Annotated in this window: 13 protein-coding genes and 1 pseudogene; 10 read left to right on the top strand and 4 right to left on the bottom strand. The window is 69.2% G+C overall.

All coding sequences use genetic code 11. The annotated features are described in order from the left end of the window. The 5 genes from ACAM49_RS33345 to ACAM49_RS33365 all read left to right on the top strand — a co-directional run. A partial coding sequence (locus ACAM49_RS33345; RefSeq protein ID WP_369639528.1) for a helix-turn-helix transcriptional regulator occupies positions 1-654 on the top strand: 654 nt, incomplete at its 5' end. Between the two features lie 230 nt (positions 655-884). Beyond that, positions 885-1,865 (top strand): AraC family transcriptional regulator, encoded by a 981-nt coding sequence (locus tag ACAM49_RS33350; RefSeq protein ID WP_369639529.1) that lies wholly within the window; start codon positions 885-887, stop codon positions 1,863-1,865. 83 nt (positions 1,866-1,948) lie between these two features. Next, positions 1,949-2,803 (top strand): nitrilase-related carbon-nitrogen hydrolase, encoded by an 855-nt coding sequence (locus tag ACAM49_RS33355; RefSeq protein ID WP_369639530.1) that lies wholly within the window; start codon positions 1,949-1,951, stop codon positions 2,801-2,803. 222 nt (positions 2,804-3,025) lie between these two features. After that, the gene (locus ACAM49_RS33360; protein ID WP_369639539.1) at positions 3,026-3,898 is read left to right on the top strand and encodes a helix-turn-helix domain-containing protein; all 873 of its coding nucleotides are present in this window, start codon (positions 3,026-3,028) and stop codon (positions 3,896-3,898) included. A gap of 79 nt (positions 3,899-3,977) precedes the next feature. Further along, positions 3,978-4,964 (top strand): nitrilase-related carbon-nitrogen hydrolase, encoded by a 987-nt coding sequence (locus tag ACAM49_RS33365; RefSeq protein WP_369639531.1) that lies wholly within the window; start codon positions 3,978-3,980, stop codon positions 4,962-4,964. 55 nt (positions 4,965-5,019) lie between these two features. Here ACAM49_RS33365 and ACAM49_RS33370 read toward each other — a convergent pair whose 3' ends face one another. Next, on the bottom strand, positions 5,020-5,364 hold the full coding sequence (locus ACAM49_RS33370; RefSeq protein WP_369639532.1) for a metal-sensitive transcriptional regulator: 345 nt from the start codon (positions 5,362-5,364) through the stop codon (positions 5,020-5,022). Positions 5,365-5,459: 95 nt separating this feature from the next. On the opposite strand from ACAM49_RS33370, the gene ACAM49_RS33375 reads away from it, so the two are divergent. From ACAM49_RS33375 to ACAM49_RS33390, 4 genes and pseudogenes are all read left to right on the top strand, one after another. Further along, positions 5,460-6,275, top strand: a complete 816-nt coding sequence (locus ACAM49_RS33375) for an S-methyl-5'-thioadenosine phosphorylase (protein WP_369639533.1) — start codon at positions 5,460-5,462, stop codon at positions 6,273-6,275. A 118-nt stretch (positions 6,276-6,393) separates the two neighbouring features. Further along, a pseudogene (locus tag ACAM49_RS33380) lies at positions 6,394-6,621 on the top strand (NAD-dependent epimerase/dehydratase family protein); the annotation flags it as partial. 207 nt (positions 6,622-6,828) lie between these two features. Beyond that, positions 6,829-7,758, top strand: coding sequence for an NAD-dependent epimerase/dehydratase family protein (locus ACAM49_RS33385; protein WP_369639540.1), 930 nt, complete (start codon positions 6,829-6,831; stop codon positions 7,756-7,758). A gap of 28 nt (positions 7,759-7,786) precedes the next feature. After that, positions 7,787-8,350: an NADPH-dependent FMN reductase gene (locus ACAM49_RS33390; protein WP_369639534.1), complete on the top strand. Its 564-nt coding sequence runs from the start codon at positions 7,787-7,789 to the stop codon at positions 8,348-8,350. A gap of 21 nt (positions 8,351-8,371) precedes the next feature. On the opposite strand, the gene eccE is transcribed toward ACAM49_RS33390, so the two are convergent. Beyond that, positions 8,372-10,015 carry a type VII secretion protein EccE gene (gene eccE / locus ACAM49_RS33395; protein WP_369639535.1) on the bottom strand — a complete coding sequence of 548 codons (1,644 nt, stop codon included), beginning with the start codon at positions 10,013-10,015 and terminating at the stop codon, positions 8,372-8,374. A 108-nt stretch (positions 10,016-10,123) separates the two neighbouring features. On the opposite strand from eccE, the gene eccB reads away from it, so the two are divergent. Next, positions 10,124-11,611, top strand: a complete 1,488-nt coding sequence (gene eccB / locus ACAM49_RS33400) for a type VII secretion protein EccB (RefSeq protein ID WP_369639536.1) — start codon at positions 10,124-10,126, stop codon at positions 11,609-11,611. A 6-nt stretch (positions 11,612-11,617) separates the two neighbouring features. On the opposite strand, the gene mycP is transcribed toward eccB, so the two are convergent. Both mycP and eccD read right to left on the bottom strand, forming a co-directional pair. Then, positions 11,618-13,033 carry a type VII secretion-associated serine protease mycosin gene (gene mycP / locus ACAM49_RS33405; RefSeq protein ID WP_369639537.1) on the bottom strand — a complete coding sequence of 472 codons (1,416 nt, stop codon included), beginning with the start codon at positions 13,031-13,033 and terminating at the stop codon, positions 11,618-11,620. Positions 13,034-13,037: 4 nt separating this feature from the next. Then, a partial coding sequence (eccD, locus tag ACAM49_RS33410; RefSeq protein ID WP_369639538.1) for a type VII secretion integral membrane protein EccD occupies positions 13,038-13,547 on the bottom strand: 510 nt, incomplete at its 5' end.

A 13,547-nucleotide genomic window follows, 5' to 3' on the forward strand; every position in this document is an offset into this window, starting at 1 on the left:
GTGGGGGAACTGGCCGACGGGGGACTCACCCTGCATGTCAGTTCCCGGCCCTTCAGCGCGCATTTCGAGCAGTCCTGGGGCGTGGTCGCGGTGCAGGTGCCGCTGGCGCAGGTGGTCGGGGCCTCGGGCGTCTCGGCGGACCGGCTGCCGACGGCGGTGCGGTTTCCGCCGGAGGGCGCGGCCGGCATCGTCGGGCGCTTCTTCTGCGGGCTGGCGCAATTGCAGTACACCGCACCGGATCAGGCGGCGGAACTGGCCAAGCACGGCACGGGGCTGCTGGCCTCGGTGGTGCAGCTGGCGGCGGGCGACCTGCCGCGCGAGGAGCCCGCGCACGCCTTGGCCAAACAGCGAGCGCTCGGTTTCATCCAGAGTCATTACGCCGACCCGGAACTCACCATCGATCAGGTGGCCAATGCCTGCTCGGTCTCCCGCCGCACCCTGTACCGCCTGTTCGAGCACGGCGAGGACGGCGTGGCGGCCATGCTGCGGCGCATGCGGGTCGAGCGGGCGCTCGCGCTGATCCGCACCGACCCCACCCGCCCGCTGCTGTCGGTGGCGCGCGCGGCCGGTTTCGTGTCGGAGCGGCAGTTCTATCGGGCCTTCAAACGCGAAACCGGTATGACCCCTGGCGAATTCCGCACTCATCATGCCTGATCAGGGGGTGAAAGACGGGTGACGTGAACTGGCAGTGATCTGGCACGGGCAGACAGTCACAGAACGGTCGAAGATCGCAATACTGGACACCGCGCCGCCCGGTCGCCGCCTTGAGCCGCCGGCGACCGGGCAGGCGGCCTCATGAAAATCCGGTCCAGTTGGTCTGTTTCGTCGCATCGGTCGCTTTCATTCGCAATCTGTCGAAGGCCCGGTAGTGGAATGATGTCGGAGTGGGTACCGCTTCCACTGCCAGCGCCGAGGTCTCGACGACCTCCGAGGTTTCCGCGCGGCAGGCATTCGAGCAGTGGGAGGCGATCGTCGCCGACGCCGTACTGCCGTCGATCATCGAACCGCTCGGCAAGGGCCCCTGGCACGGGAAGGTCCGCTACACCCAGTTCGACCGTTCCAGCCTGGCCCTGATGACCTCCAGCGCCCAGCGCGTGGTCCGCACCAGGCGGCAGCTCGAACAGGCCAGCGCCGACTTCCTGCTGGTGAACATTGTTGTCGAGGGCGCGAACTGGACCGAGCAGAACGGCCGGATCACCGAGGGCGGGGCCGGGACCATCGCCTTCTACGACAGCGCCCGGCCGATCGAGAGTCGCACCACCGAGAACGCGGTGTCCACCATCGTGCGCACCCCCATGTCCGCGGTGCTCGAGCACGCCGGGCTGGCGCGCGACGAGCTACCCATCGCCAAGGCGCTGCCGACCACGGGCGCCATGGGCGTGGTGGCCGACTTCTTCCGGGGCCTGGCGGTGCTGCCGGTCAATGAAAGCGACCGTGCGGCAAGCCTGTTGGAATCGCAGGTCACCTCCATGCTCTCCTCGGCGGTCCTGCTGGCCACCGGGCACAGCTCGCCCGCCCCGGCCGATTCGCTCTACACCCGCCAGCAGGTGCTGTCGGTGCTGCGCCGGCGCTACACCGATCCGGACCTCACCGTGGACGAGGTGGCGCACGCCTGCCTGATGTCGCGGCGCACCCTCTACCGGGTGTGCGAGGACATCGGCGGCCCGGCCGCGCTGGTGCGCCGGATGCGGGTCGAGCATGCTCGCAGATTGCTGCGCGCCGAACCGACGCGGCCGCTCTCGGCGATTGCCGCGGCCTCCGGATTCGCCACCGATCGGCATTTCTACCGGGCATTTCGCCAGGAAACCGGGGAGACGCCCGGACAATTCCGGTCCCGCCTGGACGCAGGCACACGCGGTCGGTAGCTCGGCACGGTATGTCGCTGAAAGCGGCACGCGTTCGGCGAAGGGTGATTGCACAGATCATCCGATCCGTCGAAGGAGCCGAGGTGCCGACGAAGGTGCGAGTCGCGGCCGTCCAAGCCGAGCCGCGATGGCTGGATCTGTGTGCCGGTGTCCAACAGGCCATCGAATTGATCGAGGACGCGGCCGCGGGCGGTGCCCAGCTGGTGGCGTTCCCCGAGACGTTCCTGCCCGGCTACCCGTGGTGGCTGTGGCTGGATTCGGTGAGCTGGGGTCAGGGCTTCTTCGCGCGCTACCGCACCAACTCGATGACGGTGGGCCGCACCGAGTTCCGTCGCCTCGCCGATGCCGCGCGCCGGCATCGCATCCATGTGCTGCTCGGCTTCAGCGAACGCTGTGGCAGCGCGCTCTACATGTCGCAGTGCCTCATCGACGATCGAGGGGTGCTGCTCGGAGTCCGTCGCAAGCCCGAGCTGACGCCGCTGGAGCACAAGATCTTCCGCTGCGGCGAGCCCGGCGAGTCGCAGGTCTTCCGTACCGGCATCGGCCGCATCGCGGTGCAGGGCGGCTCCGAGCAGTTGCATCTCCCGGCGCGGCGCGAGCTGGAACGCACGGGCGCGCAGATCCACGTGGTGTCCTGGCCGGGCTTCATCGTGGCGCGGGACGTGGATTGGGGTGTGCGCGTGAACAATGCGGCCACGCTCTGGTACGCGGTGGTCGGCCAGCTGAACGTGATCGCGGCCTGCTCGGTGATGGATGTGGCGGGCAGTGAGAGCCGCCGCGGTTCGGAGCCGGCCAAGCAGCTGGTGCGCGGGCCGGGCGGGCACGCGCGCATCTTCGCGCCGGGCGGGGAGGAACTGGCCTTGCCGCTGAGTGGGCACGAACAGGGTTTGCTGTACGCGGATCTGGAGCTGGACCTGAGTTTCGAGTCCGCCGCCTAGCGAAAGCCGGATATCCAGAGAGGAAGTGCCCGATACCTATTCGGTGCATTGGCCCCATATCCCGCGATCTGACACACTCTCCCGAGTATTCGGCCGTACCTGGGCCGACCTTTGGTGATCGAGGGACGGGGAGTGGAAGCGTCACAAGCGGTCAATCGGATCGAGGTGAGGTCCGGACCGGAGCAGTCGGCGGCCGAGGCATTCCAGCGCTGGGAAGCGCATGTGAGCGAGGCGTATGTGCCATTGGCGGTTTCACCAAAACCGACCGATCGTTTTGTTGGGTTTATCGAACACGCGCGATATGGCGAGCTCGATCTGACCGTCGTCGGATCATCGACGCAGTTCGTCCGGCGCACCGATCGTTTGATAGCGCGCACGAACGACGAGTATCTCATCGCGAGTATTCCGCTTTCGGGACACGGACTCCTGCGACAGGACGGCCGAGTGGCCGACGTGCATCCGGGTTCCATCGTCTTCTACGACACGACTCGGCCCTATCAGTGGGATCTGCGCGACGACTGGGAGCAGGTCGTCGTGCAGGTGCCGTTGAGCCGCTTGCGCGAGCACTACGGCATTACCGATCCCGAAGTTCCCACGGCCACCGTCTTTTCCGGTGCGACCGCGCCGGGAATCGTGGCGCAATTCTTCCGGGGCGTCGCGGGATTGCAGCGCACCGATCCGGCCGCCGCGACACTGCTGGCCGAGCCGGGAATGGATTTGCTGGCCGCCGCGGTCGTCGCCGCGGCGGGGCGCACCCCGCACGATCAATCCGCGGACGCGTTGAATCGGCAACGGGTGCTGACTTTCATGCGCGCCAACTGTTCCGATCCGGATCTCGGAGTCGATCGAATCGCCGAAGGCTGCCGGATGTCGCGGCGTACTCTCTACCGGGTGTTCAGCGAGTTCGAGGGCGGGCCCGGAACGGTGTTGCGGCGCATGCGAATCGAACGTGCTTGCGATCTGCTCCGGAATGCGCCACAGTTGCCGCTATCCGCGGTGGCGAAAGCGGCGGGATTCCTCACGGAGCGTAGTTTCTACCGAAGCTTCCGTCTGGAAATGGGAACGACTCCGGGGGCTTTTCGCGCCTTGGCATGATCAGTCGGTTGTTAGGCACCCATCGCCATTGTTTGACCCGAAACTCTTGGCAAGCATCACGTGCCATGAGGGAAAAGCGATGAGGATTACGGTGCGAGTCGCCGCCGTCCAGGCCGAACCCAGCTGGCTGCGGCTGTCCGATGGTGTCGAACAGGTCGTCGAACTGATCGAAGCAGCAGCGACGCGGGGTGCTCGGCTGGTCGCATTCCCGGAAGCGTTTCTACCGGGATATCCGTGGTGGCGCTGGATCGATACCAATCAGTGGAATGTCGAGTATTCGACCCGCTGCCGCGAGAATTCGATGACGCGGGATGGCGCGGAAATGCGTGCGATCACCGATGCCGCCGCCGCGAACGGCATTCACGTCGTGCTCGGATTCGGTGAACGGCAGGATCGGCGAATCTATCTGTCGCAGGCCGTGATCGACGATTCCGGCGAGTTGCTGTCGGTACGCCGCAAAGCCGGGCTGAACAGCGTGGAACGCAAGATATTCGCATCCGGGACACCCAATCTGCCCGCCGTGCACCACACCCCGATCGGCAAGTACGGCGCGCTCTCCGGACAGGAGAACCAGCGCCCGCTGCTCACCCGCGCGCTGCGCGCCGACGAGGAGCAGATCCACGTGGCCGCCTGGCCCGCCAACCCCAATGGCGATGCGCCCGGCCCGGATTCGAGCACCACCGTCAGCCGCATGTACGCCCTCGAGGTCGGCGCCTTCGTGCTGGCCCCCACCGCCGTCGTCGGCGAAGCCGCCTGGGGCGGCATGCCCCGCCCCCGCACCGTCGGCCGCACCGGCCGCACCCGCATCTACGGCGCCGACGGCACCGAAGTGGTGACGGCCCTGGCCGAAGGCGAAGACGGAATCCTCTGCGCCGACCTGGAAATCGGCGCCTCGACCGCCGAAACCCCCCAATGCGAATCCCCCCGCGCCACGCGCGACCGCAAAGACCGAGTCCCCACCCGCCGCGGCTCCCGCCGCGCCGTCTCCGGCTGGCAAGCCGGCCCCGACCGCTGGGCCCTCCCCATGACCCTCGGCGCCTACCCCGACGGCACCGCCGCCTGCTGAGGGCTGGCTCTTTCAAAGGGCTTTCAGGGGAAGCCCCTGAGAGTTACGAGAGTTGTCAGCTGCGCACTAGGCGGGCGATGGCGTCGGTGGCTTCCTTGATCTTGGCTTCGGCCTCGGGGCCGCCGGCGACGGCCGCGTCGACGACGCAGTGGCTGATGTGGTCTTCGAGGAGGCCCATGGCGACGGCCTGGAGGGCCTTGGTCATGGCGGAGACCTGGGTCAGGATGTCGATGCAGTATTTCTCTTCTTCGACCATGCGCTGCAGGCCGCGGGCCTGGCCCTCGATGCGGCGCAGCCGCTTGAGGTAGTCGTCCTTGGCGGTGATGTAGCCGTGGGTGGCGTGGTCGTGGCAGGACTCGTCGGCGGTGGTCTCTGCGGTGGCGGTCTTGTCGGTGGTCACCTGCGCTGTCCTCACTCCCGGGCATTAATACCCCCCTAGGGTACATGGTTTGCCCTGGTACCACCACTCATGCCCGCATGCGCAAGAATCGTGCCATGAGTTCGGATCCACGGGCATCGCTCGCCATCATCGGAGGCAGCGGGTTCTACGACTTCTTCGGTGATGACGCCGTCACGGTCGAGGTCGAGACCCCCTATGGCGCGCCCAGCGCCCCCATCACCATCGGCCAGGTGGAGGGGCGCTCGGTGGCGTTCCTGCCCCGGCACGGCCGCAAGCACGAGTTCTCCCCGCACACCGTGCCCTACCGCGCCAATATGTGGGCGCTGCGCTCGCTCGGCGTGCGCCGCATCTTCGGCCCGTGTGCCGTCGGCAGCCTGCGCGCCGACTGGGGCCCGGGCACCGTGGCCGTGCCGGACCAGCTGGTGGATCGCACCTCGGGCCGCGCCCAGACCTTCTTCGACACCGGCGGCGTGCACGTCTCCTTCGCCGACCCGTACTGCGACGAGCTGCGTTCGGCCGCAATCGCTTCCGTCGGCGACGAGCTGCCCTCACACGACTACGGCACCATGGTCGTGGTGGAGGGCCCGCGCTTCTCCACCCGCGCCGAGAGCCGCTGGTTCGCCGGACAGGGCTGGGAGCTGGTCAATATGACCGGGCACCCGGAGGCTGTGCTCGCCCGCGAGCTCGAAATGTGCTACTCCGCAATCGCTCTCGTCACCGACCTGGACGCCGGGCTGGAGTCCGGTGAGGGCGTCAGCGCCGCCGCCGTCTTCGCCGAATTCGAGCGCAACCTGGTGCCGTTCAAGGCCCTGGTGCGCCGCGCCGTCGCCGCCGTCGAGGGCGACGACACCTGCGACAAGTGCCGCGTCCTCACCGGCACCGGCGTGCAGTTGCCGTTCGAACTGCCCTGACGCCCGTCGAACTGCCCTGAGCTGCGCCGCCTCCCCGCCCATCGAAAGGTGCGGGGAGGCGGGGTAGCGGCCGGTCGCATAGGCTGGAGCCATGAATGCGGGTGGTGGTTCCGACACCCTGCGCGTCCTGCTGACCGGCGCGGCCGGTTATCTGGGCTCCCACGTCCACCGCGCCCTGCTGGCGGCGGGGCACGAGGTCGTTCCCATCGACGCCCTGCTCGACACCGTGCACGGCGTGAATGCCATTGCGCCCGAGGGCGTTATCCGCGGCGATATCCGCGACGGCGACGCCCTGGACTCGCTGCTCGACGGCGTGGACGTGGTCTGCCATCTGGCCGCCGTGGTACCGCTGCCGCAATTGCGCGACCCGCTCGAGATCGTGCCGCCCGCCGCGCCCAACTCCGGTGCTCAGCAAGAAGTTACGCGCCTGCATCACGGTCGGTCGGCGGCCCGGGTGCAGGGCGACGGGCAGCGTGGATCCACCACGGACGACCCCGCCACGCGAGCCGCGGCCGACGAGGCGGCGCGCGGAGGCCGGGGCGGGGACGCCGCCGTGCGCGCCGACCACAGCGGCGGGCGGCCCGGGCGCCGCGAGGACCCCGGCCGCGGGGCCGGTCCCTGTGTTCGGGCACCGCTCGGTGGCGACCGGACCGCGGCGGACCGGATCGGCGTGGAGGGGATGCGGTGGGCCGCGCTGTACGCCTCGCACAATGACGCGGGGACGGCCATTCTGCTGACGGCTATGGAACGCGCCGGCGTGCGGCGGCTGGTGCTCGGGTCCTCCGTGGCGGTCTACGGCGAGGGGCGGTACCGGGGTGCTCGGGGCGGGATCATCTATCCGGGGTTGCGGCGGCGACGGGATCTGGATCGGGGAATGTTCGATCATCGGGAGTTGCGGTCGGGGGATGTGCTGACCTGGGAGCCGATGGGGGAGGACGCGCCGCTGCGGCCCCGAAGCGCTTATGCGGCAAGCAAGGTCGCGCAGGAGCATTACGCGCTGGCGTGGGTGGCGACCACCGGTTCGGCGGCCGCGGTGCTGCGGTATCACCACCTGTACGGCGAGCCCGTGGCGGACGGGCGGCGCGTGCGGTCCGCGGACGCCGGGGTGGCGGCACGCTTCCGAGCCGAACTGCTGGCCGGACGTCCGCCGCGGATCTTCGAAGACGGCGGTCAGGTCCGGGATTTCGTGCATGTGCGGGATGCGGCGGTCGCGACGGTGGCGGCGGTGGAGCGCCCGGCGCCCGGCTTCCTGCCGTTGAACATCGCATCGGGGCGGCCGCTCACGCTGTGGGAGGTGGCCTCCACGATGGCCAAGGCGGTGGACGGGCCGTCGCCGGTGGTGACCGGGCAGTGCCGGGTCACCGACATCCGGCATGTGGTCGCCAACCCCGAACGTGCTCGGCACGCCCTGGATTTCAGCGCCCGGACGCCACCCGCGCAGGGCCTCGCCGACTACGCCGCGCGCGGCATCGGGCGGGGTTGAGGACGACGGCGCCCACTAGGCTCGCGGCATGGACACTCCGCTGCGGCTCGAGGTCATTGTCGCCAGTGTGCGGCCCAAGCGGTTCGCGCCGGTGGTCGCCGACTGGTTCCTGAAGCAGGCGCGCGCCGACGGGGAGTTCGAGGTCGGCGTCATCGACCTGATCGACACGCCGCTGCCGACGGATCTGACCGAGAACGAGGAGGTGCGGGCCTTCCAGCAGCGGATCGCTGCGGCCGACGCCTTCGTGGCGGTCACCTCCGAGTACAACCACGGCTACCCGGCCTCACTCAAGACCGCCCTCGACAGCGTCAAGCGGGAATGGCGCGGCAAGCCAATCGGATTCGTCAGCTACGGCGGCCTGTCCGGCGGCCTGCGCGCGGTCGAGCAGCTGCGTCAGGTGGTCGCCGAGATCCACATGGTCTCGGTCCGCGAGACCGTCAGCTTCCACGAGGCCAAGCGCAAGTTCGACGCCGACGGCAACACCCAGGACGGCGCGGCCATCGACGCGGCCGAGCGCCTGCTGCGCCAACTCGCCTGGTGGGCAACGGCTCTGCGCACGGCCAGGACCGCGAACCCGTATCCCGGGAGCTGACGACGCGGGAATGACGGTGGGTCAGCGCGCGAAGGCGGCCGCGGCCCGCGGGTTTCCGATGTAGGTGGACTCGCGGGGGATGGAGACGAGGGTCAGGGGGACCTCGGTTGTGCCGGTGCGCAGGATGATTCGATTACCGGCGGCGCCGGGCTGGTGGATGGACAGGTCCGGTTTGGCGGCTGGCCAGCCGAGTGGGTCGCCGGTGAGATAGACGGTGGTGACACCGGCGTGCGGGGCGGGTGCGAGGACGCCGTCGACGACGGTGGCGGTGAAATCGGTGTCGGGCTGGTGGGTTTCGGCCGCGATGGTGAGCCGTTCCGGATTGCCGATGGTGGTGACCAGCTGATGCCAGGCGTGGGGCCGGTCGGTGCGGATCAGGATGCGTTCGCCGACGGCCAGCGCGCGGAAGATCAGCTGCTGCGCCAGATAGAGCTCGCCCGCCACGTACACGCTCGAAATACCCTGGCCGACAAGGCGGATCGCGACGCCGTTGCCGTCCTCGTCGGAGCCGAGCAGCTGCCCGCAGCCCGCCGACGGCAGCTGCAGGGCCTCGATGTCGGCGATCTCACGGACCTCGGTGGGGACGGTGTCGTCCAGGCCGGGCACCGCGAACGGCAGATGCGCGAGCAGCCCCTCGCGGTGGCGGCCGTTCATGGAGATCATGTGCTGCTGCACCGGCTCCTCGGGCAGCTCGCGGGCGGTGAGCCGCCAGGCCGCGCCGATGCGCACGGTCTCGGCATCGCGGCCCGGCCGCAGCCGCACCGCCACGGTGGTACCACGCGAGGCGGGCACCCACAGCTGGGACAGCAGGTCGGATGCCAGCTCGTGGGGATCCACGGCCGCGCCGATGTTCACGCTGTTGCCGAGTTCGGCGTAGCGCCAGTGCTGGGTCAGCTCACCGGGATCCACGCCCGCGGTGACCTGCAGGGCGGCCTGCCGGATCTCGGGCGCGGTGAGCAGCCGGGCCGAGCAGTCGCCGTCCTCGAGGGTGCGCACGATGCGCTGGGTGGCGATGGTGACCGCCCGGCACGCGCCCGCGAGCCCGCCGCCGCGCCGGGCCGCGGCCTCGGGGCAGGTGATCGGGTCGAAGGCGATGGCCAGCCAGACCGTGCGGTGCGCGGTGGCGGGCAGCGGGCCCAGCAGCGATTCGTAGATCGCGCCCGCGGGCGTGCCGGAGCGGCTGCGGTAGCCGTGCGAGACGATATCGATGCCGGACAGCAGAATGTCGTGCTGGCTCAGGCTTTTCGCGAGTTCGGGCAGCGGCAGCAGGTGCGCGGACTGCACGGTGGCGCGGCCGAGCCGGGTCAGTCCGCCCTTGGGGGCCAGCACCTCGACGACGGCGACCACGCGGCTGCCGTCCCGGTAGAGCCCGAGCGAGCGGCCGTCGGAGGCGCGGAAGTCGATGATGTCGGCGGGCGGATGGCCGCGGCGCGCCCGGAACCGGCCGCGGGTGGCGATCCAGTCCGACACGGTGCGTTTGCCAAGCGGTAACAGAAGGATCAGACCGACCACTATGCCGAGGGCGAGCGCACCCCACCAGATCAATCCGCACCTCACGGCCAGGATCAGAACGACCAGTCCGGCGACCTGGGCCCAGACCAGGTTGGCGAAGGAGATCCGGCCGAGCAACGGCCGCCCCGCCGTCTCCCCGGAATCGGTCGTCATCGTCGTCCCCGGCTCCCCGAAAGCGGCCCCTCGGGAGTGGCCGCGCGCGAATGAAGGTCCTGGTAACTGTACTGTGTTCGGCGAAAGCAACGACCTTCCGGGAGTTGTATGCCTTCGAAACCCACGACCCGATGGCAGGTGAGCGGCTACCGCTTCCTGGTCCGTCGCATGGAGCACGCCCTGGTCCGCAGGGACGTGCGAATGCTGCACGATCCCATGCGCTCCCAGTCCCGCGCGTTCACCGCCGGACTCATCCTCGCGTGTGTCGCGCTGGCGGGTTGCGGGGTGTTGGCTCTGCTGCGGCCGCAGGACAAGATCGGGTCCAACAAGATCCTCATCGGCAAGGACACCGGCGCGGTCTACGTGGTACTCGACGGTGTCGTGCACCCGGCGTTGAACATCGCCTCGGCGCGGCTGGCCGCCGGGGACGCCGCCAAGCCCGCGACCGTCAAGGAGTCCGAGCTGGCCAAGAAGCCGCGCGGGCAGCTGATCGGCATTCCGGGTGCGCCGACATCATTGAACTTCACCGGCGGTGACGGCCGCACCTGGACGGTGTGCGACGCGCTGTCCAATGACGGCAGCCGCAATCTCACCACCTCGGTGCTGGCCGGGGATCTGACGTTGGCGGACAACGCATCTGCGATGGGGCCCGGCAAGGCGTTGCTGGTGCAGAGCCGGGAGCACACCTATCTGGTCTACGACAATGAGCGCGCCCAGATCGATCTGAACGATCGCGCCGTCGTGGACGCCCTCGATCTGCGCGGCCAGACGCCGCGGCCGATCAGCGAGGGCCTGCTCAATGCGATTCCCGAGGTGCTGCCGCTGGTGGCGCCGCGCATCGAGAACGCCGGGGCCGCACCGGGTTACCCGATCGGCGACCATCGCATCGGCGATGTGGTGCAGGTGCGGACGGACAGCAAGTACTACGTGGTGCTCGCCGACGGGCTGCAGCCGGTGTCGGCCCTGACCGCCGATATCATCCGCAATGCGTACCGGTCCGCGGCGGCCGACGATCACATCGCGCAGGCCGACCGGACCGGAGCGCCGGTGTCGTCGGCGCTACAGGTGTCGAAGTATCCGGACGAGGCACCGACGCTGGTGGACGGCAAGGATCAGCCCATCGACTGCTTGTCCTGGAAGCCGTTGAACTCGGCCGACTCCTCCGACGGCAGCAAGCACGCGGAGCTGACCGTGCTCACCGGGCATGCGGTGCCGATTCCCGACCGCGCCAAGCTGGTTCCCCTCGCTCAGGCCGATGGCAGCGGGCCGAATGTGGACAGCTTCTACATGAAGCCGGGTGCGGGCGCGTATGTGCAGTCGACCGGTATCGAGCCGGACAGTCAGCGCCACGACAGCCTGTTCTTCGTGTCCGACTACGGGGTCCGGTTCGGGATCAAGAATCTGGACGCCGCGAAGGCACTGGGCATGGACCCGGAGAAGGTGCGGCCCGAACCCGCGCCCTGGCCGATTCTCGGCTTGCTCGCGCCGGGACCGACGCTCAGCCGTGAGGCCGCCATGGTCGCGCACGACGGCGTGGCACCGGATCCGAGCCCGGCCAAGGAACCGGTGAAAACCCAAGCGCCCAGCGCGAACTGACCCTTATCAGTCTTCGTCATGAACGCCGAAGCGGCGGCGCAGGGGGAACGAGGCGAGGAAACCGAGAACCAATAGCAGGGCCACGACGCCCGTGCCGATCAAAGCCACATTGCGCGGGGTGTTGTCGGCCGGGGGAGCGGGTTTCGGTAGTGGCAATTGTTGATCGCGCGGTCCGGCGGGGAGCTTGGGCGGCAGCTCGTTTCGCACCTCGTCGCTCAGGGCGGCGACGGGATCGACTGTGCCGTAACCGATATAGGGGTTCCAGCCCTCGCCCGGCGCGTGAGCGGTGGCCTCGATGCGTTTGATGACGTCGGCGGCGCGCATATCGGGGAATCGTGAGCGGACCAGTGCGGCCACGCCCGATACCTGCGGCGCGGCGAAACTCGTTCCGCTGTAAGGGATCACCTGACCCTGATTGGTGACCTTCGCGGTGGTCAGCCCAGTGCTGCGCGGGTCCAGCGAGATGACGTTCTCGCCCGGCGCGGCCACACCCACCCACGGTCCGGGGACGGTGAACTTGGAGGGCTGGCCGAACGCGTCCACCGACCCGACCGACAGCACGTAGGTGTCCCACCAGGCCGGGACCACATACGAGGTGACGTGATCCCACGGATCGGCGATGGGGTGCAAGGGATCCAGGCCCGGATTGCTCGCCTTGCAGGTGTCGGTATTGCCCGCCGAGGCCACGATCACGGCGTCCTTGGCCTCGGCCGCGTACTGCACGGCCGCGCCCAGCGCACCCATCTCGGCGCTGGTGGGTTCGCTGGTGGGACAGGCGACGAGCGAGATATTTATGACCCGCGCGCCCGCGTCGGCGGCCCGCCGCACGGCCGAGGCCAGCGCGGAGATCTTGCCGTAGCCGTCGGGCATATCGTCGGGGCCTTTCTCCTTGCCCGCGCCCTTGGTCTGATACAGCGCGCTGGTCTGGCGGATGGTCATGATCCGCGCCTCGGGAGCCACCCCGGCGAACCCCTGACCCTCTACCTGGGTGGCCGCGATCAGGCCCGCCACGATGGTGCCGTGCGCATCGCAGTCCTCGGTGCCGTCTCCGCCCGCGGCCACGTAATCGCCGCCGGGGATGAGGCCCGGGAGGCGGGGGTGAGGGGATACCCCGGTGTCGATGACGGCCACCAATTGCCCTGCACCACGCGAGAATTGCCACGCATCGGGCAGATCCAGGGTGCGCTGGGTGACGGGAATCGTCGGCCCCTCACCGCCCGACTGGGTGCTGAAGCAGGGCGAGTTCGCCGGATGCTCGGTCTCGGTCGGCGGCACGGCCGGACCGCCGGGCGGTAGCAGGCCCGAGTCGATGGGCGGCGGTCTGTCGGCGTAGGCGATACCGGGCGCGGACCCGATTCCGAACGAAACGCTCAGCGCCAGCGTAAGTGTCGCTGCCGCGGCATGAAAGCCCTTGGTGCCCACTCGGTCACAGTCCGCGCACGAGCGTGTACAGGTCGGTCACCCAGAACGCCAGTGGCACAACGGCCGCCACGAAGGCGTATTCGAGCAGCTCCACCGCGCGCCGCATGGGCGGCGTCGCCTGCTGACGGGGCACCAGAATGCCCAGCACCAGTGCCGCCGCGAAAAGCAGCAGGGCCACACCGAAAATGGTGAGCGGTTGACGCTGGGTGAGGGCCGCGCCGATGAGCACCAGCAGCACGATGGCCGTACCGCCCGCGATGAGCACTACCGCCTGCTCGGCTCCGGCGTAGGTGCGGCTGCGGAACATCAGCACCACCGCGCACACCAGCGCGAACGCCAAGCCCGGCCAGTACGGGCTGTCGGAGGTCGGGTCCACGGCGGTGACCGCGCCGGCCACCACGACCACGGTGGTGGCCGCGACCAGTCCGGCCAGATATTCGCGCGCGCGTTCGGATTTCAGGCGCAACGCCTCGAGGCTCGGCAGGGCGCGATGGTCGTCGGGATCGTCCTCGGT

It is taken from the genome of Nocardia sp. JMUB6875, from assembly GCF_041154655.1.
Lineage (GTDB): Bacteria > Actinomycetota > Actinomycetes > Mycobacteriales > Mycobacteriaceae > Nocardia.

What these genes read in the sequence shown, in the direction of transcription:
- eccB (WP_369639536.1), top strand. Translation starts at nt 10,124, where the DNA reads ATGCCTTCGAAACCCACGACCCGATGGCAGGTGAGCGGCTACCGCTTC.
- ACAM49_RS33365 (WP_369639531.1), top strand. Translation starts at nt 3,978, where the DNA reads ATGAGGATTACGGTGCGAGTCGCCGCCGTCCAGGCCGAACCCAGCTGG.
- ACAM49_RS33375 (WP_369639533.1), top strand. Translation starts at nt 5,460, where the DNA reads ATGAGTTCGGATCCACGGGCATCGCTCGCCATCATCGGAGGCAGCGGG.
- ACAM49_RS33390 (WP_369639534.1), top strand. Translation starts at nt 7,787, where the DNA reads ATGGACACTCCGCTGCGGCTCGAGGTCATTGTCGCCAGTGTGCGGCCC.
- eccE (WP_369639535.1), bottom strand. Translation starts at nt 10,015, where the DNA reads ATGACGACCGATTCCGGGGAGACGGCGGGGCGGCCGTTGCTCGGCCGG.